The 21,388-nt window shown below is 71.5% G+C and carries 19 protein-coding genes and 1 riboswitch; of the genes, 13 read left to right on the forward strand and 6 right to left on the reverse strand.

What is annotated here, in order from left to right:
• The first annotated feature begins 28 nt into the window (after positions 1-28).
• The 6 genes from ABZZ74_RS31740 (at position 29) to ABZZ74_RS31765 (ending at position 7,083) form a co-directional block, all read left to right on the forward strand.
• Positions 29-526: a GNAT family N-acetyltransferase gene (locus tag ABZZ74_RS31740; protein ID WP_356770780.1), complete on the forward strand. Its 498-nt coding sequence runs from the start codon at positions 29-31 to the stop codon at positions 524-526.
• A gap of 235 nt (positions 527-761) precedes the next feature.
• On the forward strand, positions 762-2,228 hold the full coding sequence (locus ABZZ74_RS31745; protein ID WP_356770782.1) for an amino acid permease: 1,467 nt from the start codon (positions 762-764) through the stop codon (positions 2,226-2,228).
• A 10-nt stretch (positions 2,229-2,238) separates the two neighbouring features.
• Positions 2,239-2,691 (forward strand): Lrp/AsnC family transcriptional regulator, encoded by a 453-nt coding sequence (locus ABZZ74_RS31750; RefSeq protein ID WP_133044837.1) that lies wholly within the window; start codon positions 2,239-2,241, stop codon positions 2,689-2,691.
• Between the two features lie 83 nt (positions 2,692-2,774).
• The gene (locus ABZZ74_RS31755; protein ID WP_356770918.1) at positions 2,775-3,917 is read left to right on the forward strand and encodes an MFS transporter; all 1,143 of its coding nucleotides are present in this window, start codon (positions 2,775-2,777) and stop codon (positions 3,915-3,917) included.
• A gap of 632 nt (positions 3,918-4,549) precedes the next feature.
• Complete coding sequence (locus tag ABZZ74_RS31760; protein ID WP_356770784.1) at positions 4,550-5,338, forward strand: carbon-nitrogen hydrolase family protein; 789 nt, start codon at positions 4,550-4,552, stop codon at positions 5,336-5,338.
• A 41-nt stretch (positions 5,339-5,379) separates the two neighbouring features.
• Positions 5,380-7,083 (forward strand): NAD(P)/FAD-dependent oxidoreductase, encoded by a 1,704-nt coding sequence (locus tag ABZZ74_RS31765; RefSeq protein ID WP_356770786.1) that lies wholly within the window; start codon positions 5,380-5,382, stop codon positions 7,081-7,083.
• Here ABZZ74_RS31765 and ABZZ74_RS31770 read toward each other — a convergent pair.
• Together ABZZ74_RS31770 and ABZZ74_RS31775 are read right to left on the reverse strand one after the other, a co-directional pair.
• Positions 7,080-8,012, reverse strand: a complete 933-nt coding sequence (locus ABZZ74_RS31770) for an LLM class F420-dependent oxidoreductase (RefSeq protein ID WP_356770788.1) — start codon at positions 8,010-8,012, stop codon at positions 7,080-7,082. The two genes, ABZZ74_RS31765 and ABZZ74_RS31770, sit on opposite strands and share 4 nt — an antisense overlap.
• 34 nt (positions 8,013-8,046) lie before the next feature.
• Positions 8,047-8,733 (reverse strand): DUF5995 family protein, encoded by a 687-nt coding sequence (locus ABZZ74_RS31775; RefSeq protein WP_356770790.1) that lies wholly within the window; start codon positions 8,731-8,733, stop codon positions 8,047-8,049.
• A 175-nt stretch (positions 8,734-8,908) separates the two neighbouring features.
• On the opposite strand from ABZZ74_RS31775, the gene ABZZ74_RS31780 reads away from it, so the two are divergent.
• Entirely contained in the window at positions 8,909-10,018 is a 1,110-nt protein-coding gene (locus ABZZ74_RS31780) for a glycoside hydrolase family 6 protein (RefSeq protein ID WP_356770920.1), read from the forward strand.
• On the opposite strand, the gene ABZZ74_RS31785 is transcribed toward ABZZ74_RS31780, so the two are convergent.
• Entirely contained in the window at positions 9,997-11,376 is a 1,380-nt protein-coding gene (locus ABZZ74_RS31785) for a solute carrier family 23 protein (RefSeq protein ID WP_356770922.1), read from the reverse strand. The genes ABZZ74_RS31780 and ABZZ74_RS31785 overlap by 22 nt on opposite strands.
• Before the next feature lie 137 nt (positions 11,377-11,513).
• Here ABZZ74_RS31785 and ABZZ74_RS31790 point away from each other — a divergent pair, with 137 nt between their 5' ends.
• Both ABZZ74_RS31790 and ABZZ74_RS31795 read left to right on the forward strand, forming a co-directional pair.
• Positions 11,514-12,773, forward strand: a complete 1,260-nt coding sequence (locus ABZZ74_RS31790; RefSeq protein WP_356770792.1) for an alginate lyase family protein — start codon at positions 11,514-11,516, stop codon at positions 12,771-12,773.
• A gap of 88 nt (positions 12,774-12,861) precedes the next feature.
• On the forward strand, positions 12,862-13,320 hold the full coding sequence (locus ABZZ74_RS31795) for a thioesterase family protein (protein ID WP_356770794.1): 459 nt from the start codon (positions 12,862-12,864) through the stop codon (positions 13,318-13,320).
• On the opposite strand, the gene ABZZ74_RS31800 is transcribed toward ABZZ74_RS31795, so the two are convergent.
• Positions 13,280-14,491: an MFS transporter gene (locus ABZZ74_RS31800; protein ID WP_356770796.1), complete on the reverse strand. Its 1,212-nt coding sequence runs from the start codon at positions 14,489-14,491 to the stop codon at positions 13,280-13,282. The two genes, ABZZ74_RS31795 and ABZZ74_RS31800, sit on opposite strands and share 41 nt — an antisense overlap.
• A gap of 140 nt (positions 14,492-14,631) precedes the next feature.
• Between ABZZ74_RS31800 and ABZZ74_RS31805 the strand changes: the two genes are divergently transcribed.
• A complete protein-coding gene (locus ABZZ74_RS31805; RefSeq protein WP_356770798.1) occupies positions 14,632-16,173 on the forward strand; it encodes an ROK family transcriptional regulator in 1,542 nt (513 codons plus the stop codon).
• A 453-nt stretch (positions 16,174-16,626) separates the two neighbouring features.
• On the opposite strand, the gene ABZZ74_RS31810 is transcribed toward ABZZ74_RS31805, so the two are convergent.
• A complete protein-coding gene (locus ABZZ74_RS31810; RefSeq protein WP_356770800.1) occupies positions 16,627-17,367 on the reverse strand; it encodes an SDR family oxidoreductase in 741 nt (246 codons plus the stop codon).
• A gap of 93 nt (positions 17,368-17,460) precedes the next feature.
• On the reverse strand, positions 17,461-18,348 hold the full coding sequence (locus ABZZ74_RS31815) for an RNA polymerase sigma-70 factor (RefSeq protein ID WP_356770802.1): 888 nt from the start codon (positions 18,346-18,348) through the stop codon (positions 17,461-17,463).
• 230 nt (positions 18,349-18,578) lie between these two features.
• A riboswitch (FMN riboswitch) is annotated at positions 18,579-18,709 on the forward strand.
• A 142-nt stretch (positions 18,710-18,851) separates the two neighbouring features.
• Here ABZZ74_RS31815 and ABZZ74_RS31820 point away from each other — a divergent pair.
• Genes ABZZ74_RS31820 through ABZZ74_RS31830 form a run of 3 tightly spaced genes read left to right on the forward strand, consistent with a single transcriptional unit; the run spans position 18,852 to position 21,381 of the window.
• The gene (locus ABZZ74_RS31820) at positions 18,852-19,457 is read left to right on the forward strand and encodes a riboflavin synthase (protein WP_356770804.1); all 606 of its coding nucleotides are present in this window, start codon (positions 18,852-18,854) and stop codon (positions 19,455-19,457) included.
• Positions 19,454-20,095: a nicotinamide riboside transporter PnuC gene (gene pnuC / locus ABZZ74_RS31825; RefSeq protein WP_356770806.1), complete on the forward strand. Its 642-nt coding sequence runs from the start codon at positions 19,454-19,456 to the stop codon at positions 20,093-20,095. Before ABZZ74_RS31820 ends, pnuC begins: the two co-directional genes overlap by 4 nt.
• Positions 20,092-21,381, forward strand: a complete 1,290-nt coding sequence (locus tag ABZZ74_RS31830; RefSeq protein WP_356770808.1) for a bifunctional 3,4-dihydroxy-2-butanone-4-phosphate synthase/GTP cyclohydrolase II — start codon at positions 20,092-20,094, stop codon at positions 21,379-21,381. The genes pnuC and ABZZ74_RS31830 overlap by 4 nt, the downstream gene beginning before the upstream one ends.
• Positions 21,382-21,388 lie beyond the last annotated feature (7 nt).

Raw genomic sequence — 21,388 nt, forward strand, 5'->3', positions numbered from 1 at the left:
GGCGCGCGCGAGGCTCTACGGTCGGGGCATGGAGATCGCCGTGTGCCGGCCGGAGGACGTCGAGGTCCTGGAGCGCTTCATGCCGTCGACGAGCGTCGACGGCAGTCATGCCGCCCGCTTCGCACGACAGGAGGCGGGCCAGAGCAGCTATCTCCTTCCGTGGATCGACGGAACTCCGGTGGGCCACGCGGAAGTTCGCTGGACCGGCGGCCGGGCGCCCGAGGTCAGGGCCGCGCATCCGGACTGCCCGGAGATCAACGGCCTGTTCGTGTGGCCCGAGTCGGTCCGATCCCTGGGCGTCGGCACGGCACTCATCCACGCCGCCGAGGAACTGGCGCTGCGGCGCGGTCTCGGGCTCATGGGCCTCGGCGTGGGCGAGGACAACGCCCGCGCGGCGGCGCTGTACGCGAGGCTCGGCTATCTGCCCACCATGGTCTACCAGGACCCACGTGCGCACGTGGACGCGGAGGGGGTCCGGCACGAGTACGCCGAGCGGTGCCGGTTCCTGGTCAAGAAGCTGCGCTGAAGGGGGCGTTGCGACGGGACATGCGGACCGGGCGCAACGAATGGGCATTCGCCCGCGATGAACGCAAGGAACTTGCGCGGGTACGCAAGGTTGCTGCATTTCGTCTGCGAAGGGGCTGCCCGTAGGGTCATGCGCTGTACGTGGCGTGGCGGGGACCCCGCTCGGTGGATCCCCGCAGGCGCGGGGGTGCCGCCGGTCCCCGCCGCCCGAACCGCCGTGACGAAGGAGTCAGCGCGTGCTGGACCAAGGCGCACCCCCGCGAAAGCGCACCCCGTCGGCCTCACCGTCCCCGGGCCTCGGTGCGCGTCTCATGCGGCGCAAGCCGGTGGAACGCCTGGTCGCGGAGGGCGGCCAGGGTGAGGGAGGGAGCCTGAGACGCTCCCTCGGGCTGTGGCAGCTGACCATGATCAGCATCGGTGCCACCCTCGGCACCGGCATCTTCGTGGTGCTCGGCGAGGCCGTCCCCAAGGCCGGTCCGGCCGTCACCCTGTCCTTCGTGATCGCCGGGCTCACCGCCCTCTTCTCGGCCCTCTCCTACGCCGAACTGGCCGGCATCATCCCGGTCTCCGGCTCCTCGTACTCGTACGCATACGCAACGATGGGCGAGCTGATCGCCTGGATTTGCGGCTGGTGCCTGGTCCTCGAGTACGGCGTGTCCGTGGCCGCCGTCGCCGTCGGCTGGGGCGAGTACCTCAACGAACTGCTCGACGGGACGATCGGCGTCACGATCCCGGACGCATTGTCGGCCCCGCCCGGAGACGGCGGCGTCTTCAACCTGCCCGCGCTGATCGTCGTCCTGCTGGCCATGGCGTTCCTGCTGGGCGGTGCCCGGGAGTCGGCCCGCGCCAACACCGTCATGGTGTGCGTGAAGATCGCCGCGCTGGTGCTGTTCTGCGCCATCGGCATCCAGGGCTTCCGGTCCGGGAACTACGCGCACTTCATGCCGCTGGGCATGGCGGGCGTCAGCGCCGCCGGGGCCACGTTGTTCTTCTCCTACATCGGCTTCGACGCCGCCTCCACCGCCGGCGAGGAGGCCAAGGACGCCCAGCGCGACCTGCCCCGCGCCATCATGCTGTCGCTGGTCATCGTCACCGCGCTGTACGTGCTCGTCGCGGCCGTCGCCGTCGGTGCCAAGCCCTGGCGGCGGTTCAACGACTCCGAGGCCGCGCTCGCCCAGATCATGCGCGAGGTCACCGGTCAGACCTTCTGGGGCACCCTGCTCGCCGCCTGCGCGGTCATCGCCATCGCCAGCGTGGTGCTGACCGTCCTCTACGGCCAGACCCGCATCCTCTTCGCGATGTCCCGCGACGGACTCGTGCCCAAGGTCTTCGCCAAGGTCCATCCGAAGACCGGCGCCCCCCGCGCCAACACGGTGATCGTGTCCCTGTTCTGCGGCGTCCTCGCGGCCGCTATCCCCCTCGGTCAGCTCGCCGACGCCACCAGCATCGGCACGCTCTTCGCCTTCGCGCTGGTCAACATAGCCGTCGTCGTACTGCGCCGGACCCGCCCGGGGATGCGCCGCACCTTCCGCGTCCCTCTCTCGCCGGTGCTGCCCGCGCTCGGCTTCGGGTTCTGCGTCTGGATGATGGGCAGTCTGTCCAGCGTCACCTGGGTCGTCTTCGGCGTCTGGATGGCCGTCGGGCTCGTGGTCTACTTCGGGTACGGCCATCGCCGCTCCCGTCTCGCAACACCGGAAAGCTGATCCACTCACCGTGCTGAACGATCTCGACGAACGCATCGTGCACGCCCTCGCCGAGGACGCCCGCCGCTCCTACGCGGACATCGGGCAGATCGTGGGCCTCTCCGCCCCCGCCGTGAAGCGGCGGGTGGACCGGCTGCGGGCCACCGGCGCCATCACCGGTTTCACCGTCCGGGTGGACCCCTCGGCCCTGGGCTGGGAGACCGAGGGGTTCGTCGAGATCTACTGCCGGCACAACACCTCGCCGGAGACCATCCGGCGAGGTCTGGAGCGGTACCAGGAGGTCGTGGCCGCCTCCACCGTCACCGGCGACGCGGACGCCATCGTGCAGGTCTTCGCCTCCGACATGCGGCACTTCGAGCGCGTGCTGGAGCGGATCGCCGGGGAGCCGTTCGTGGAGCGCACCAAGTCCGTCCTGGTCCTTTCGCCGCTGCTGCGCCGCTTCTCATCGGGCTCACCCGGGTAATTCGGGGGACGGACCCGCCCGGCCCGCCTACCATCGGTGACATGACCTGGCGACATTGATCCTGCACCGCCGGCGCCCGCCGGATCATCACAACGCTGTACGGCTACGCGTTCCTGGACGACTTCGTCCTGCTCTACCCGGTGTACGCGCTGCTGTTCAGCGACACCGGCCTGTCCGTCTGGCAGATCTCCTCGCTCTTCGTCATCTGGTCGGTGACCGGAGTCGTCCTGGAGGTGCCCTCCGGCGCCTGGGCAGACGCGGTCTCCCGGCGCCTGCTGCTCGTCCTCGGTCCGCTGCTCACCGCCTTCGGCTTCGCCCTGTGGGTGCTCGTGCCCTCTTACTGGGCGTTCGCCCTCGGCTTCGTGCTGTGGGGCGCCCGTGGAGCCCTGGTCTCCGGCGCGCTGGAGGCGCTCGTCTACGAGGAGCTGGAGCGGCTCGGTGAGGGCGAGCGGTACGCGCGCGTCATGGGCCGGTCCCGTGCGGCGGGGCTGGTCGCGGTGATGGCCGCGATGGGCCTGGCCGGGCCGGTCCTCGCCTGGGGCGGCTTCTTGGCCGTGGGCGCGGCGAGCGTGCTGGCCTGTCTGGCGAGCGCCGTCGTGGGGAGCCGGTTCCCGGAACACCGGGCGGCCGCGGAGGGCGAGGCCGAGAGCTGGGTCGCGACCCTCAGGGGCGGCTTCGTGGAGGTCCGGCGCGAGCGCTCGCTGCGCGGGGCCATCCTGCTCGTCCCGGTCGTGACCGCCGTATGGGGAGCGCTGGACGAGTACACGCCTCTGCTGGTGCGCGAGACCGGTGTGTCCGAGGCGCGCGTGCCCTATCTGCTCCTGCTGATCTGGGCGGGCGCCACGGCCGGCAGCCTGCTCGCGGGGCGCTGCGAACGGCTGGGGAGGAGGGGCCTCGCCCTGCTGCTCGGGGGAGCGGCCGTCGCCCTCGCGGCGGGCGCCGCGGCCGGGACGCCGGTCGCCCTCGGCCTGGTGGCGCCGGCCTTCGGCGGCTTCCAGCTGGCGACCGTCCTCGCCGACGTCCGCCTCCAGCAGCGCATCGACGACACCGGCCGGGCCACCCTCACCTCGGTCGCCGGCCTCGGCACGGAACTGCTCACCGTGGCCGTGTACGCCGGATACGCGGCGACAGCCACCCGAACCGACCACGCCACCGCCTTCACCCTGTTCGCCCTGCCGTACCTGCTGACGGCCCTCGCCCTGACGATCCGCGCCCGCGAGCGATAGCACCAGGCGCGCAACGAATCGCCGCCGGACCGTCCGGGAGCCCGATACGCCGGGGACGAGGGCTTTTCGAACCCCTTCGCCCGCCCATGACGTCGCGCGGTCGCCCATCGGTCGACGACCCTGCCGCGGCGACAGGCCTGCGCACCGGCTGCGCAGTGAATCGTCGCCGGACCGGCCGGGAGCCCGGTACGCCTGGGACGAGGGCTTCCGCGCGGCGTGTCGGGAGGACGGTCGGACATCTTCGGCCGGAGGCGCCCGTGACGTCGCGCGGTTCCCCGTCGGGCGGCGACCCTGCTGTGGCGTCAGAGTCTCGCACCGGGTGCGCAAACGGATCGTCGTCGGTCGTCCGGGAGCCCGGTACGCCTGGGGCGAGGGTTTCGCGTGGCATGTCGGGGGGACGGTCGGACGTCTTCGGCCGGGGGCGCTCGTGACGTCGTTCGGTTGCCCGTCGGTGGGCGATCCTGCTGTGGCGTCAGGGCCTCGCATCGGGCGCGCAACGAATCGCCGTCGGACCGGTGTCGTACGCAATGAACCGCTCACCGGCGCGCAACGGCTTCTTCTTGCTGGTCGTGGCGCCGCGAACGTACCTTCTAGGTGACCCCCAACAGCATCCGCACCGGTGAGGAACCCGCATGCGCACCGCCCTGCTGCAGAGCTCCGGCCGTCCCGGATCCGTCGCCGAGAACCTCAAGGTCCTCGACGCGGCCGCGGGCCGTGCCGCCGCCGCGGGGGCCGGGCTGCTGGCCGCGCCGGAGATGTTCCTGACCGGCTACGCGATCGGCGACGACATCGCACGCCTCGCCGAGCCGGCCGACGGCGAGTCCGCCGACGCGGTCGCCGAGATGGCCGCCCGGCACGGCATCGCGCTCGTCTACGGCTACCCGGAGCGGGACGGCGAGACCGTCCACAACTCCGCGCAGCTGATCTCCGCCGACGGCACACGGCTCGCGAACTACCGCAAGACCCACCTCTTCGGCCCTGCAGAGCGCGAGCACTTCACCCCCGGCGAGCAGTCCCTCGTCCAGGCCCGGCTCGGCGGCCTGACCGTGGGCCTGATGATCTGCTACGACGTCGAGTTCCCGGAGAACGCCCGCGCCCACGCCCTGGCCGGCACCGACCTGCTCGTCGTGCCGACGGCGAACATGCACCCCTTCCAGTTCGTCGCCGAGGCCATGGTCCCGGTGCGTGCCTGGGAGAACCAGATGTACGTCGCCTACGTCAACCGGGTCGGCCCGGAGGGCGAGTTCGAGTTCTTCGGACTGTCCGCGCTCGCCGGCCCCGACGGCATCGCCCGCACCCGCGCCGGCCGCGGCGAGGAACTGGTGGTCGCCGACGTCGACCCCGCCCTCCTCGCCGCCTCCCGCGAGGCCAATCCGTACCTGAAGGACCGCCGCCCCGGTCTGTACGGGTCCCTGGTCTGAAACACCCCCAACGCCCTGTCTGTGCAAGGAGTCCGTACCCCATGACGTCCACCGTGCCCAACGCCGTCGAGCATGCGGACGAGCAGCAACTGCCGCCGATCACCATGTTCGGCCCGGACTTCCCGTACGCCTACGACGACTTCCTCGCCCACCCGGCGGGCCTCGGCCAGATACCGGCGACCGCCCACGGCACCGAGGTCGCGGTCATCGGCGGCGGACTGTCGGGCATCGTGGCCGCGTACGAGCTGATGAAGATGGGCCTGAAGCCGGTCGTGTACGAGGCCGACCGGATCGGCGGACGGCTGCGGACCGTCGGCTTCGGCGGCCAGGGCACCGAGGGCCTGACGGCCGAGATGGGCGCGATGCGCTTCCCGCCCTCCTCCACCGCCCTCCAGCACTACATCGACCTGGTGGGCCTGGAGACCCGTCCCTTCCCCAACCCCCTTGCCGAGGCGACCCCTTCGACCGTGGTCGACCTCAAGGGTGAGTCGCACTACGCGGAGACCATCGACGACCTGCCGCCGGTCTACCGCGATGTCGCCGCCGCCTGGAACACGTGCCTGGAAGAGGGCGCCGATTTCTCCGACATGAACCGCGCCCTGCGCGAGCGGGACGTGCCGCGCATCCGTGAGATCTGGTCGCGGCTGGTCGAGAAGCTCGACAACCAGACCTTCTACGGCTTCCTCTGCGACTCCGAGGCCTTCAAGTCCTTCCGGCACCGCGAGATCTTCGGCCAGGTCGGCTTCGGCACCGGCGGCTGGGACACCGACTTCCCCAACTCCATCCTGGAGATCCTGCGGGTCGTCTACACCGAGGCCGACGACCATCACCGCGGCATCGTCGGCGGCTCCCAGCAACTGCCACTGCGCCTGTGGGAGCGCGAGCCGGAGAAGATCGTCCACTGGCCCTACGGCACCTCGCTGAAGTCCCTGCACGTGAACGGCGAGCCCCGCCCCGCCGTGACCCGGCTGCACCGCGCGGCCGGCAACCGGATCACGGTGACCGACGCGAACGGCGACATCCGCACCTACAAGGCGGCGATCTTCACCGCCCAGTCCTGGATGCTGCTGTCGAAGATCGCCTGCGACGACTCGCTCTTCCCGATCGACCACTGGACCGCCATCGAGCGCACCCACTACATGGAGTCCAGCAAGCTCTTCGTGCCCGTGGACCGGCCGTTCTGGCTGGACAAGGACGAGGAGACCGGCCGGGACGTCATGTCGATGACGCTCACCGACCGCATGACGCGCGGGACCTACCTCCTGGACGACGGTCCGGACAGGCCGGCGGTCATCTGCCTGTCGTACACCTGGTGCGACGACAGTCTGAAGTGGCTGCCGCTGTCCGCGAACGAGCGGATGGAGGTCATGCTGAAGTCGCTGTCGGAGATCTATCCGAAGGTCGACATCCGCAAGCACATCATCGGCAACCCGGTGACCGTGTCCTGGGAGAACGAGCCCTATTTCATGGGCGCGTTCAAGGCCAACCTGCCGGGCCACTACCGCTATCAGCGGCGCCTGTTCACGCACTTCATGCAGGACCGGCTGCCCGAGGACAAGCGAGGCATCTTCCTCGCCGGTGACGACATCTCGTGGACGGCGGGCTGGGCGGAGGGCGCCATCCAGACCGCGCTGAACGCGGTCTGGGGCGTCATGCACCATCTGGGCGGCGAGACCGACGCGGCCAACCCGGGACCGGGTGACGTGTACGACGAGATCGCGCCGGTCGAACTGCCGGAGGACTAGATACCGGCCGCGCGGACCGCCTCGTGGACCTCGGCGGCGAGGTCCTTGAGCTCCTCGGCGTCCCGGGCCGCGGCCTGGAACTCGAAGAAGAACGCGTCCAGGCCGCTGCTCCCGGCGTGCGCCGCGAGGTCGTCGACGATCTGCGCGGTGCTGCCCTGGAACGGGGAGCGGTCCGCGCCGTCGTAGCCCTTGGGGTCGTGCGAGGCGTTGATCCGCACCCAGGTCTCGATCGGCGCGCTGCGGCCGCGCTCGGCCGCCAGGTCCTGCAACCGCCGCCACTGCGCGGCCAGTTGATCCGCGCCCATGGCGATGGGCATCCAGCCGTCGGCGCGGTCGACGAGCCGCGTCATCGCCTTCCTGCTGTTCGTGGGCAGCAGGACCGGGATCGGACGGGCGGGCTTGGGGCCCACCACCGCCGAGGCGATCCGGGTGATCCGGCCCTCGTACGTCACCGGGTCCGGCCCCCACACGGCCCGGCACACGTCGATGATCTCGTCCAGGACCCGGCCCCGCTCCTCGAACGGAGCCACACCGGCGGCCGCGTACTCGTCGAGGGACCAGCCCGTGCCGAGGCCCGCCAGCACCCTCCCGCCGCTCGCCGCGTCCAGGGTGGCGAGGGACTTGGCCAACTGGAAGGGGTTGTGCAGCGGGGCGACCAGGATGCTGGTGCCCAGTCCGGCCCGCTCGGTCGCCGCGGCGGCCAGGGTGAGCGTCACCAGGGGGTCCGGGACCCCGCGGTACATGTCGGGCCACGGCAGCCCCTCGATGCCGTACAGGCCCTGGGTCGCGGGTTCGGGAAACAGGGCCCGCTCGTAGACCCACAGGCTTTCGTAGCCGATCCGCTCGGCGGTGCGGGCCACGTCGGGCACGTCGCGTCCGATGTCGTACTGCCGCGCTTGCGGCAGGCTCAGTCCCAGCCGGATGGCCATGGGTACGCTCCTTCGCGTCGGTTCAACGGTCAACCTAATCCGGCAGTGGGGTCAGCAGCATGCGGCTCGCGAATCCGACGGCCGTATCCAGCCGTTCGGTGAACTCGCCTGCCACGTCCGGGAGTCGGCGCAGCGCCCACAGGGCCCGCGCGGCCGTCCAGGTGGCGTCCCGGGCGCGCTCCAGGCTCCAGGAGCCGAGCAGATGGGTCAGGGGGTCGGCGATCTGGAGCAGGTCGGGGCCCGGCATCAGATCCTCGCGGATGCGCTCCTCCAGCGAGACGAGGAGCTCGCCCACGCGGTCGAACTCGTCCTCCAGGTCGGCAGGTTCGCAGCCCAACGTACGACAGCTGTCCACCACGGCGAGCGCCAGGTCGTGGCCGATGTGCGCATTGATGCCCGCCAGCGCGAACTGCAGAGGACGTACGCCGGGATGGCGGCGGAACTGGAACAGGGGACGCCAGCAGGCGGGCGGGCGGCGGTCGTCGGCCACCGCCTCCACGGCGGCGAGGTAGCGCTCCGCGAACCGCACGTCCAGCGTGATCGCCGCCCGTGGGTCGGTGAAACCGCCCCGGTCGATGTGCCGGTCGACGGACTCGGTGACGGCGAGGTAGACGCGGTTGAAGACGGCGAGGCCGTCCCGCTCGGGCAGCCTCGCGTCCAGGGCGCGCATACGGGAGACGACCGTGTCTACGGATGTGGTGAAGTGTTCCAATTGCGCCATGGGGGAAGGGTCCCAGTCCTAGGCTGACGGGAGCGCCGTCGGGCCCGGTGCTTCCCCGGAACGGGGGAACGCGCTCGCGGCAGGGGGAGGGAGGAGCGACGCCGTGTCAGGCTTGCGTGCCCGGCGTCTGGCGGCCCGCAGGGCCGAGCGTCGGCGTGCCGCCCGGCGGGGTGCCATGGTCGCCCTCGCGTACGTCGTCGTCGCCGTCGGCACCCTGACCGGCATGATGTCCGCCCTCGACGACCGGCGGGGCGGGGGCACCGAGGCGGCGAAACCGGAGGTGACCGGATCGCCGACACCGGACCGGGTGTCCGCGACACCGACGGTCACCAAGTCGCCGTCTCCCGTGCGGAGTTCACCGAGGACCAGCAGTCCAGCGCCCACCAGGACGAAGGAGAGCCCGCGGCCCCCGGTGGTGTCCGCCCGTCTCTACCGAGCCCCCGACTCCCACGTCCTCGACTGGGTCCGCGCCCACCCCGGCGACCCGCGCACCCCGCTCATCGAGTCCCGTATCGCCGACGAACCGGCGGCCGTGTGGTTCGCCGACCCCACATCCGCGACCATCGCCTCCCGCGTCCGCGCGGTCACCTCGGGAGCCGCCGCGCAGGACCGGGTGCCGGTCCTCGTGGCGTACGCGATACCCGACCGCGACTGCGGGGGCGCCTCCCAGGGCGGGGCGCCGGACCTCGCCGCCTACGACGCGTGGATCGACTCCTTCGCGACCGGTCTGGGCCGGGGCGAGGTCGTCGTCGTCCTGGAGCCCGACTCGATCGCCCAGTCCGACTGCCTCTCCGGGAGCGAACGCACCGCCCGCTTCGCCTCGTTGGCCCGCGCCGGCCGCGTCCTGAAGAACGCCGACCCGAAGGCCCGCGTGTACTACGACGCCGGGCACTCCGGCTGGAACCCGGCCGACAAACAGGCCGACCTGCTGAGACAGGCGGGCGCCGCATCCCCCGACTCCTCCGACGGGATCTTCAGCAACGTCTCCAACTTCCGCAATACGGCCGATGAGATCGCCTACGACCGTACGGTCCTCGCCGACCTGGGCGGCCCCGCGGGCCTCGGTGCTGTCATCGACACCAGCCGCAACGGCAACGGCCCCCCGCCCGACGGACAGTGGTGCGACCCGGCGGGCCGGGGGATCGGGCGGGCGCCGACGCTCAGCACCGGCGAGGCGCGCATCGACGCCTATCTGTGGGTGAAGCTGCCGGGGGAGTCGGACGGGTGCAAGGGGGCGCCGGGGACGTTCAGTCCGTCGTACGCCTACGACTTGGCCTCGTCGTAGGAGGACGTGCCCTCGTCCAACAGCGGCTCCTGCGACGTGAGGTGGGGCGGGGCGAAGGCGCGCAGCGCGTGGTAGCCGGTGATGACGACGAGGGTGCCGAGGGCGATGCCGCTGAGGGAGAAGGTGTCGGTGAACTTCATCGTCACGTTGCCGACGCCGATGATGATGCCCGCCGCGGCCGGGACCAGGTTGAGCGGGTTGCGCAGGTCCACCCGGGCGTTGGTCCAGATCTGCGCGCCGAACAGGCCGATCATGCCGTACAGGATGACGGTGATGCCGCCGAGGACACCGCCCGGGATCGCGGCCACGACCGCTCCGAACTTCGGGCAGAGGCCGAACAGGAGGGCGAAGCCGGCCGCGGCCCAGTAGGCGGCGGTGGAGTAGACGCGGGTCGCGGCCATCACGCCGAAGTTCTCGGAGTAGGTGGTGTTGGGCGGGCCGCCCACCGCGGTGGACAGCATGGAGCCGACGCCGTCGGCCGAGATCGCCGTGCCGAGCCGGTCGTCGAGCCGGTCGCCGGTGATCTCGCCGACCGCCTTGACGTGCCCGGCGTTCTCGGCGACCAGGGCGATCACGACCGGGAGCGCGACGAGGATCGCCGACCACTGGAAGGTGGGCCCGTGGAAGGACGGCAGGCCGATCCAGTCCGCCTTGCCGACTCCGGAGAGGTCCAGCCGCCAGTGGTCGGTGGGCCTGCCGCTCGCGTCGACCGAATGGATCTTCCCGAAGATCCGGTCGAAGGCCCAGGAGATCGCGTACCCGAAGACCAGGCCGAGGAAGATCGCGATGCGTGAGAGGAAACCGCGCAGACAGACCACCGCCAGGCCGGTGAACAGCATGACCAGCAGGGCGGTCCACTGGTCCTGCGGCCAGTAGGTGGAGGCGGTCACCGGCGCCAGGTTGAAGCCGATCAGCATGACCACCGCACCCGTCACGATCGGCGGCATCGCGGCATGGATGATCCGCGCGCCGAAGCGCTGCACGGCGAGCCCCACCAGGAACAGCGCGAAGCCGACGACGAGGACCGCGCCAGTGACGGTGGCGCTCGTGCCGCCCTGCGCGCGGATCACGGCCGCCACCCCCACGAACGGCAGCGAGCAGCCCAGGTAGCTCGGCACCCGGCCCCGCGTCGCCAGCAGGAAGATCACGGTGGCCACGCCCGACATCATGATCGTGAGGTTGGGGTCCAGGCCCATCAGCACCGGCGCCACGAAGGACGCGCCGAACATCGCGACCACGTGCTGGGCGCCGAGCCCGATGGTGCGCGGCCAGGAGAGCCGTTCGTCGGGCCGTACCACCGCTCCGGGCGCGGGCGTCCGCCCGTCTCCGTGCAGTTTCCAGCGCACGCCGAGGTCCAGGGGGGATTCGCTTTCTCGGTACATGAAGTCCTGTCCGGACCATTGTCACGGCTACCTCGGGGTTCTACGCTCACACGGTCCTACTCATGAACCACGTTCACATTTCTGACCGTCCGTTCGATGGATCGGAGTGCCAGATGAGTGGAAGATCCCGCGCGGCCGTGCTGCTCGCCGCCGTGGTGACCGTCGGAGCCGCCCTCGTCCCCTCCGCACACGCGAGCCCCAAGACCCCCGCCACCGCCGTCCTCGACGGCGGCCGACTGCAGCAGACGAAGGCCCGCCTCGACCGCGGTGATCCCCAACTGCGCCGGGAGCTGCGGACCTTGACGGCCCGCGCCGACACCTGGCTGAACCAGGGGCCGTGGACGGTCGTCGACAAACCCAAGCCCGCCCCCGGCGGCGACGTCCACGACTACCTCAGTCAGGCCCCCTACTGGTGGCCCACCACGACCCCGACCGCCGACAATCCCTGGGGCTGCCCGTACGTTCAGCGGGACGGACAGCGTAACCCCGAGGTCGACAGCGGCACCGACCGCCAGGACGTCGAGAAGGTCTTCGACTCGACGTACGACCTCTCGCTCGCCTGGTACTACACCGGCAGGCGGGTGTACGCCGAGAAGGCCGCGCAGGTCCTGCGCACCTGGTTCCTGGACCCGGCCACCCGGATGAACCCGAACCTGAACCACGCCCAGTTCATCCCGTGCAAGTACGACGGGCGGGCCATCGGCATCATCGACTTCTCGCAGTCGTACACCAGCGTCCTCGACGCCCAGGCCCTCCTGGCCACCGGGGCACCGGGCTGGAGCGCCAAGGACCGCACCGCGATGGGCAAGTGGAACGCCGACTTCCTCGGCTGGCTGAAGAACAGCGCCTTCGGCAAGGAGGAGGGCGCCGCCGCCAACAACCACGGCACCTTCTACGACATGCAGTTCGCCGCCCTCGCGTACGCCACCGGCGACCGCGCGCTGGCCCGGAAGACCGTCCTCGACGCGCGCGCCAGGCGCATCGATCCGCAGATTGCCGCCGACGGCAGCCAACCGCAAGAGCTGGCCCGCACCCGCAGCTGGCACTACTCGACCTTCGACCTGGTCGCCTACACCCGGCTCGCGGCGATCGGCCGGCACGTCGGCGTGAACCTGTGGACGTATCACGGGCCGGACGGACAGGGGGTCCAGAAGGCCGTGGACTTCCTGCTGCCCACCGCGACCGGATCCGCCGCCTGGCCGTACCCGGAGCTGGAGTTCCACCGCTACGCGGCGAGCGACGTCGTGCACGCGGCGGCGGATGCCGGTGACAAGGCCGCCCAGAGGGCCGTCGCGAAGCTGGAGGCGCCCCCCGGAGGTGACCTCTGGGAGCTGCGTCCGGCAGCCGAGCAGCTGGACTCCATAGCGGGCTGACCAGGCCCTTCCCGACCGGGGTTCCTGAGCGTCCGCTTAGGATGGAGTGTCCCCACCGCTTCACCCTTGACGCTCAGGAGCCCCACCCGTGACCGCCGAAGCCCCGATTGCGCCCGCCCTGTCCCACGGCCGACTCATCCCCGTCACCGTCCACTTCGACGACCTCGACGCGCTCGGCCTCCTCCACAACGCCCGCTACCCGCTGATGGTGGAGCGCGCCTGGGCCGAGCTGTGGCAGGAGCACGGCATCCACTTCGCGGGCGACTGGGCGGCGGCCGGCGACGCGTGCAACGCCGTCAAGGAGCTCCGCGTCAGCTACGAGGCCCCGGTCACCCGGCCCGGCACCTACGCCGTCCACCTCTGGCTGGAGCGGCTCGGCACCACCGGCCTGACCTACGGCTTCCGGTTCTGCTCCGAGGACGGCGCGGTCACTTACGCACAGGGCACCCGGGTCCTGGTCCGGCTGGACCCTCGGACGATGCGCCCCGCGCCGTGGAGCGACGCCTTCAGGGCCGCGGGTCGGGAACTGCTGCGCTCGGCGGACTGACCTTCGGCCGGTTGCGCTCACCGGTCCTGAGCACCCCGGCGAAGGCCGCGAGCCCGCCGGCCAGCACGGTCACCAGCACGAACGACACCACCAGGCTCGTCGCCTGCGCCACCCCGCCGATCAGGCCGGGCGCGATCAGGCCCGAGGTGTAGGTGATGGTCGCGACGCCCGCGATCGCCTGACTCGGATTCGGGCCGCTGTGCCCGGCCGCCGCGAAGCACAGCGGTACGACGACGGCGATGCCGAGGCCGAGCAGCGCGAAGCCCCCCATCGCCACGACCGGTTCGCCCGCGACGACGATGAGCAGACCGCCGAGGACGGCAAGGACACCGCCGGCCCGGACGGTGCGCACCGCGCCGAAACGGTTGACCACCGCGTCGCCCACCAGCCGCGCCACCGCCATGGTGAGCATGAATCCGGTCGTGCACGCCGCCGCGAGACCAGCCGAGGTGTCCAGCTGGTCGCGCAGGAACACCGCCGACCAGTCCAGGCTCGCGCCCTCCGCGAACACCGCGCAGAAGCCCACCGCGCCGATGAGCAGGGCGGACCTGGGTGGCAGCGCGAACCTCGGCGGGGGCTCCTCGTCCTCGGCGGGCTGCAGGTCGAGCACCCAGGTGCAGGCCAGCAGTCCGAGGGCGGTGAGGGTCGCCGCGGCGAGCGCGAAGTGGACGCGGGCGTCCGCGCCGAGGTGCGCGGCGAGCGTGCCGCCCGCCGAGCCGATCAGGGCGCCGGCACTCCACATGCCGTGCAGACCGGACATGATCGACTTGTCGAGACGGTGCTCGATCTCGACGCCCAGCGCGTTCATGGCGACGTCGGCCATGCCCGCGCTCGCGCCATAGACGAACATCGCCAGGCACAGCGTGAGCATGTTCGGGGCCAGCGCCGGCAGGATCAGGGACAGGGTCCACATCGCGATCAGCCCGCGCAGGGCCGTACGGCTGCCGAAGCGGTGGCTGATGCGGCCGGCCAGCGGCATGGCGCAGGACGCACCGAACGCCGTGAAGGCGAGAGCGAAGCCCAACTCGCCCGCGCTGAGGTGGGCGTGCTCCTGGATCCAGGGAACGCGGGTGGCGAACGAACCGGTGACGGCGCCGTGCACGGTGAACACGCCGGCCACGGCGTACCGGGCCCGCCTCACCTCGTGCCGGTCGTAGACCACGTCACTCATTCTCGGCCCTCCCGTCGCCGCTCCGTCCCGCTCGCGCCGGATAAACTATCAGGAACCCTGCCTGATAAATAGGGGATTACTGGCCGTACGGGACCCCGGGCCTGGCGCCCGCCCGTCCCGCGATCTGGAAGGATCCCGGCATGCCCGCATCCCCGAGCACCGCCCGGGCCATCAACGACCGGCTCGCCCTGCGTCTGCTCCAGCAGGAAGGCCCGCTGACGGCGGGGCGGTTGAAGCAGCTGACCGGACTCTCCAGGCCGACGGTCGCCGACCTCGTCGAGCGGCTCACCGCGTCCGGGCTGATCACCGTGGTCGGCGAGGCAGGCGAAGTGCGGCGCGGGCCGAACGCGAAGCTGTACGGCATCGTCGCCCACCGCGCGCACCTCGCTGCCCTGGACGTCCGTACGGAGGGCGTGTCCGTGGTCGTGTCCGACCTGGTGGGGCGGGTGCTCGCGGAGGCGTCGGTGCCGATCGGGGGCGACACGGGGACGGGGCCGGCGGTGGAGCAGACGGTCGCGCTGGTGGAGCGGGTGGCCAAGGAGGCGGGGGCGGACCGGCTGCACACCGTCGGCATCGGCGCGCCGGGCCTGATCGACCCCGCCACGGGGGAACTCCGTGACTCGACGGGCCTGCCGGAATGGCACCGCCGGCTGGTCGCCGCCCTTCAGGAACGGCTCCCCGAGGCCCGCGTCAGCATCGAGAACGAGACCAACCTGGCGGCTCTGGCCGAACAGCGCGACGGCACCGCCCGGGACCGCGACACCTTCGTCCTGCTGTGGCTCAGCCACGGCACGGGCGCCGCCGTGGTCCTGGACGGGAAGCTGCGCCGGGGCGCCTCCGGAGGCACGGGCGAGATCGGCTTCCTGCCGGTCCCGGGAACGACGGGCCTGCCGTCGGCGACGGACTGCGAGGGAGGTTTCCATTCGCTGGCAGGGGCGGCGGCGATCGGCAGGCTGGCGGCGGAGTGGGGGATGCCGGCGCCCTCCGGCGGTGATGGTGACCGCATAGATGCGGGTACGAACGGGGCAGCGGCGGCGGCGCTGGTACGGGGCGCCGTGGCGGTGGTGCGGGAAGGTACCGGGGCTGACGCCGGTAGCGCGGTCGCCGATTCTGGGGCGGTGGCGGCGGAGGCTGCGTGGTCGGCCACTGGCGGCTCGGGTGGGGTTTATGCGGGCGGGGCGGTTGCTGGTTCTGGGGTGGTGGCGGGGGAGGCTGCGTGGTTGGCCACCGGAGACTCAGATGGGGCTGACACAGGCGGGGCGATTGCCGCTTCGGGTGCAGTGGTGGCGGAGGCTGCGTCGTTTGCCACCGGAGACTCAGGCGCTGCTGACGCGGGCGGGACAGCCGCTGCCGGTGGGCCGGCGGTGCCGGACGGGGTGACGCCTCCCATCGTCCCCGAGGCCGCCGACCACTTCCTGGACGCCCTCGCCGACCGGCTGGCCATAGGTGTCGCCTCCGTCGTGGCGGTTCTCGATCCGGGGTGTGTCGTGCTCGGCGGTGAGATCGGGCAGGCCGGGGGCCCGGAGCTCGCCCGGCGGGTGCAGGCGCGGGTCCGGCGGATGTCACCGCTGGCCACCGAGGTGCGGCCGAGCGTCCTGGGCGGCGCCGCCGTACTACGCGGCGCCCTGCTCACCGCACGGGACCGCGCCCAGGACGAACTGTTCGCGCCGTCGGATCGGTGAGCGACGGCACCCCCGGACGGCGAGCGGGTCGCCCCGGGCCCGCTGCGGTGACGGGCAGGCCTCAGCTCCGCGGCGGTGGGCGGCATGCTTCGGCCCCGCTGCGGCGAGCGTGTCGCCTGAGCCGCGCTGCGGCGAGTGGCATGCCTCGGTTCCGCTGCTTGAGCGTGGTCGCCACGGCCCCGCTGTGGTGAGCGGGATGCCTCGGTTCCGCTGCTTGAGCGGGTCGCCTCGGCCTCGCTGCGGTGGGCGGGTCGCCCCGGCTCCGGTGCGGTGGGCGGGACGCCCCGGCTCCGGTGCGGTGGGCGGCATGCATCGGCTCCGCTGCGGCGAGCCGGTCGCCTAAGCCCCACTGCGGTGAGCGGGTCGCCTCGGCCCCACTGCCGTGAGCGGGTCGCCCCGGCCCCCCTGCGGGTGAGCGGGTCGCCCCGGCCCCGCTGTGGTGAGTGGCACGCCTCAACCCCGTTGCCCCTCCAGGTACTCCTCGAACGTGCCCTTTCCGACGGCGTGTTCCGGTGCCAGATGGCCGCCGTCGCGGAAGGCTCGGTACGTTCTGCCCAGGAGCGGTACGTTCAGCACCGCGCGCCTGCGCCCCGTCGCCTTCAGCCAGGCGCGGGCCAGTGATTCGAAGGTGCGGATCTCGGGACCGCCCATGTCCGCGACGCGCCCGGCGGGTGCCGCCTGCGCCAACTCGGCCAGCCGCTCGGCGACTTCGGCCACCTCGACCGGCTGGTCCCGCACCCCGGCCGGCAGCAGCAGCACCGGCAGCTTCGCCAGCGCCCGGAACATCATCACCGGCAGATCGTGGAACTGCGTCGCCCGCAGCACCGTCCAGCCCAGCCCCGACTCCTCGACCATCCTCTCCACCGCGAGCTTGGTCCGGTAGTACGGGAACGGCACCCGGTCGACGCCGACGATCGAGATGTAGACCAGGTGTCGCACCCCGGCCCGCCGCGCCGCCGCGATCAGATGGGCGGCCGCCTTCTCGTCCCCGCCGGTCTGCGTGGTCGCGCAGTGCACCACCGTGTCCACGCCCTCGACCGCCGCGTCCAGCCCAGCCCCGCCCTCGCGCAGATCGACGGCGTAGGGCGGGGTGCGCCGGCTGAGCACCCGTACCTCGTGCCCGTCCGCCCGCAGCCGCTCGGTGACGAGCCTGCCGAGGGTGCCCGTCCCACCGGTCACCAGGATCGTGGTCATGCTGTTCAGCCTTCCGACGGACGTGGACGCCCCGGGGGTGGGGCGCCCTTCGCCAGCTGAGACCACGCGGTCCGCGCAAAATGTGACAGCTTCCTAGGAACGCGTGAGCTGACGCCTCACAAAGGCCAGCTTCTCCGGGTTCAGCACGATCCGCAGATGGGCGATCAGACCGTCCCGCACCTCGAATGCGACCACGCCGGCGAGCGTGTCGCCCGCCCAGGCGGCCAGCCCGTACTCGCCGTTGATCTCGGTCGGCGTGAACTCCAGCCCCGCCGCGAACCGCTCGGCGCCGCCCACCGCGAGCCGTGCGACCTTCTCGCGCCCCTCGACCGGCCGCCGCGCCGCGCTGACCTTGCCGCCGCCGTCGCTGGACCAGGTGACGTCCGCCGCCAGCACCTTCTCCAGTCCGGCCAGATCGCCGTCCCGAGCCGCGGCCAGGAACGAGCTGACGAGCTCCGCCCTCCGCCCCGGCACCGGCTCGAACCGCGACCGGTCCTCGTCCACTCGCCGCACCGCCCGCCGGTACAGCTGACGGCAGTTGGCCTCGGTCAGGTCCAGCACGTCGGCGATCTCCCGGTGGCCGTACCCGAACGCTTCCCGCAGCACGTACACCGCCCGCTCGTTCGGCGTGAGCCGCTCCAGCAGGACCAGCATCGCCAGCGACACGGCCTCCCGCTGCTCCGCCGACTCCAGCGGGCCGAGCGTGCCGTCGGAGGTGATCACCGGCTCGGGCAGCCAGGTGCCGACGTACCGCTCGCGCCGGGCCCGCGCCGAGGTCAGCCGGGTGAGGCAGAGGTTGGTGACGACCTTGGCGAGCCAGGCCGAAGGATGCTCGATGCCCGCGCGGTCCGCGCCGCTGAAGCGCAGATACGCGTCCTGCACCACGTCCTCCGCCTCGTCGGCCGAGCCCAGCATGCGGTAGGCAAGACCGAACAGCCGCGGGCGGTGCGGCTCGAAGTCGTCGGCGGTCGCGCTGCTCATGGCACCACCCTGCCAGAGCCCACCGACACCACGGCTGAGAAGGCCCGGCGACGGGCAAGGGCCGTCGTCACCGCCGCCGGGCCCGTCCAAGGGAGCCCTAAAGGACTAGACCAAAGCGTCCGGTAAACAGGCCGAGTTGAGAAGTACAGCGACACTCCTTGTGAGCCACCCCACACCGTTCGCCCGTATGGACGTCGATCAGGCGTGGCACACTGGCTCTGTACCAGAAGCAGCGCACTCCGGGGTCGGTGAAATTCCGAACCGGCGGTTACAGTCCGCGACCCGTCCGCTTCCAGCGGCCGGTTGACCAGGTGAAATTCCTGGACCGACGGTTAAAGTCCGGATGGGAGGCAGTGCGCGGCGGGCGGGCATTCGTGCGCGCCGCCGTATGCGCTCGTCCATGCGGACGAGTCTGTCCGGCGTCGCCCCGGTGTCCTCGCTCGCTTCTGTCGTCTTCGACAGCCCCGGAGTCCGTGCCCGAATGAGGCAGGAGGACCCGGGAAGTGTTCACCGGAATCGTCGAAGAGCTGGGTGAGATCACCGCCGTCGAGAACCTCGGTGACTCCTGTCGCTTCCGCGTGCGCGGCCCTGTCGTCACCGAGGGCGCGAAACACGGGGACTCCATCGCCGTGAACGGCGTCTGCCTCACCGTTGTCGAGCACGAGGGCGACGAGTTCACCGCCGACGTCATGGCGGAGACCCTCGACCGCTCCAGCCTCGGCGCCATCGCCGTCGGCTCCCGCGTCAACCTCGAGCGCCCCACCGCCGTCGGCTCTCGCCTCGGCGGCCACATCGTGCAGGGCCACGTCGACGGCACCGGTCGGGTTCTGGAGCGCAAGCCGTCCGAGAACTGGGAGATCGTCAAGATCTCGCTGCCCGCGGACCTTTCGCGCTACGTCGTCGAGAAGGGCTCCATCACCGTCGACGGCATCAGCCTCACCGTCGTGGACGCCGGGCCCGACTACTTCACGATCAGCCTCATCCCCACCACGCTCGCCCTGACCACGCTCGGCCTCAAGCAGCCCGGTGACCCGGTCAACCTCGAGGTGGACGTCGTCGCGAAGTACGTCGAGCGCCTGCTCGCGAGCACGCAGGGAGCAGGCCGGTGAACTGGCTGAACTCGCAGGCGTTCACCCTCCTCGGCCAGCACATCATCTGGTCGGACATGATCGGCAACATCCTCGGCCTGATCACCCTCGCCCTCGGCTGGCGCCGCTCGCTGCTGACCTGGCCGGTGCAGTTCCTCTCCGGCCTTGTGCTGTTCATCGCGTTCTACGGCCATCTCGCGGGCAGCGCCGGCAAGCAGGCCGTCGTCATGGTCGTCGCGCTGTACGGCTGGTGGCAGTGGAGCCGCAGCAAGGGCAGGTCCGCCGACGGCCACATCACCCCGCGGTTCGCCACCTGGCGCGAACGCGGCGCGATGCTGGGCGCGGCAGCCGTCGGCACGGTCGCGGTCGCCCTGCTCTTCAAGGCCTACCCGTCCCTGTCCTGGGACCCCTGGCCGGACGCCTACATCTTCGTCGGCACGATCGTCGCCATGTACGCCCAGGCGCGCGGCATGGTCGAGTTCTGGATCGCCTGGCTCCTCGTCGACCTCGTCGGCGTCCCCCTCAACTTCACCAACGGCTACGCCTTCTCCGGCTTCGTCTACGTCATCTACGGCGCGCTCGTCCTGTGGGGCATGCGCGACTGGTGGCTGCGTTCCCGCAACACACCGCAACCCGTCCTGGAAGGAGCGCCGGCATGACCGCGGCCCCGATTCTCTACAGCACGGACGGTATCGAGGACTGGTCCCTCGACCCCGTCGAGCAGGCGATCGCCGACATCGCGGCCGGCCGCCCGATCGTGGTCGTCGACGACGAGGACCGCGAGAACGAGGGCGACCTCGTCATCGCCGCCGAGAAGGTCACCCCCGAGATCGTCGCCTTCATGATGAGCGAGTGCCGCGGCCTGATCTGCGCCCCCATGGAGGGCGAGGAACTGGACCGGCTGAAGCTCCCGCAGATGGTCGACGACAACACGGAGTCGATGAAGACCGCCTTCACGGTCTCCGTGGACGCCTCGGGCGCCCACGGCGTCACCACCGGGATCTCGGCCGCCGACCGCGCGACCACCCTCCAACTGCTGGCGAGCGGCGACGCCGAGCCGGCCGACTTCGTGCGCCCCGGCCACATCTTCCCGCTGCGGGCCCGGTCCGGCGGTGTCCTGACCCGCGACGGCCACACCGAGGCCGCCGTCGACCTCGCCCGCCTCGCTGGGCTGCGCCCGGCCGGCGCGATCGTCGAGATCGCCGGCGAGGACGGCCGGATGCTGCGCCTGCCCGAGCTGATCCCCTTCGCCCGCAAGCACGGCCTGACGATCATCTCCATCGAGGACCTGATCGCCTACCGCCGCAGCTCCGAGCCCACCGTCCGCCGCGAGGCCGAGACCCAACTGCCCACCGTGCACGGCGAGTTCAAGGCCTACGGCTACCGCTCCACCGTCGACGGCGTCGAGCACGTGGCCCTCGTCCACGGCGAGATCGGCGACGGCGAGGACGTCCTGGTCCGCGTCCACTCCGAGTGCCTGACCGGCGACATCTTCTCCTCCCTGCGCTGCGACTGCGGCCCCCAGCTGGAGGCCTCCCTGGAGCGCATCCAGAGCGAGGGCAGGGGAGTGGTGGTCTATCTGCGCGGCCACGAGGGACGCGGCATCGGCCTGCTGTCCAAGCTGCGGGCGTACGAGCTCCAGGAGCGCGGCCGCGACACCCTCGACGCCAACCTGGAGCTCGGCCTGCCCGCCGACGCCCGGGACTACGGCGCGGGGGCGCAGATTCTTGAGGATCTCGGCGTGCGCAGTGTGCGCCTGATGACCAACAACCCGGACAAGACCGACGCGCTCGTCCGGCACGGGCTCAAGGTCGTCGGCCGGGAGCCGATGCCCGTACAGGCGGGCGAGCACAACCTCCGCTACCTGCGCACCAAGCGGGACCGGATGGGACACGACCTGCCCTGGCTGGACACCAACCCGGTGTCCACCTGCAGCAACCAGTAACCGCACC

It is taken from the genome of Streptomyces sp. NPDC006476 (genome assembly GCF_040612015.1).
Lineage (GTDB): Bacteria > Actinomycetota > Actinomycetes > Streptomycetales > Streptomycetaceae > Streptomyces > Streptomyces griseorubiginosus_B.

Bases quoted from the DNA above. Each gene is read 5' to 3' on its own strand.
- ABZZ74_RS31775 (WP_356770790.1), bottom strand. From the start codon at position 8,733: ATGGCGCAATTGGAACACTTCACCACATCCGTAGACACGGTCGTCTCC.
- ABZZ74_RS31740 (WP_356770780.1), top strand. From the start codon at position 29: ATGGAGATCGCCGTGTGCCGGCCGGAGGACGTCGAGGTCCTGGAGCGC.
- ABZZ74_RS31770 (WP_356770788.1), bottom strand. From the start codon at position 8,012: ATGGCCATCCGGCTGGGACTGAGCCTGCCGCAAGCGCGGCAGTACGAC.
- ABZZ74_RS31805 (WP_356770798.1), top strand. From the start codon at position 14,632: ATGCCCGCATCCCCGAGCACCGCCCGGGCCATCAACGACCGGCTCGCC.
- ABZZ74_RS31800 (WP_356770796.1), bottom strand. From the start codon at position 14,491: ATGAGTGACGTGGTCTACGACCGGCACGAGGTGAGGCGGGCCCGGTAC.
- ABZZ74_RS31830 (WP_356770808.1), top strand. From the start codon at position 20,092: ATGACCGCGGCCCCGATTCTCTACAGCACGGACGGTATCGAGGACTGG.
- ABZZ74_RS31760 (WP_356770784.1), top strand. From the start codon at position 4,550: ATGCGCACCGCCCTGCTGCAGAGCTCCGGCCGTCCCGGATCCGTCGCC.
- ABZZ74_RS31810 (WP_356770800.1), bottom strand. From the start codon at position 17,367: ATGACCACGATCCTGGTGACCGGTGGGACGGGCACCCTCGGCAGGCTC.
- ABZZ74_RS31815 (WP_356770802.1), bottom strand. From the start codon at position 18,348: ATGAGCAGCGCGACCGCCGACGACTTCGAGCCGCACCGCCCGCGGCTG.
- ABZZ74_RS31790 (WP_356770792.1), top strand. From the start codon at position 11,514: ATGAGTGGAAGATCCCGCGCGGCCGTGCTGCTCGCCGCCGTGGTGACC.
- ABZZ74_RS31780 (WP_356770920.1), top strand. From the start codon at position 8,909: ATGGTCGCCCTCGCGTACGTCGTCGTCGCCGTCGGCACCCTGACCGGC.
- ABZZ74_RS31765 (WP_356770786.1), top strand. From the start codon at position 5,380: ATGACGTCCACCGTGCCCAACGCCGTCGAGCATGCGGACGAGCAGCAA.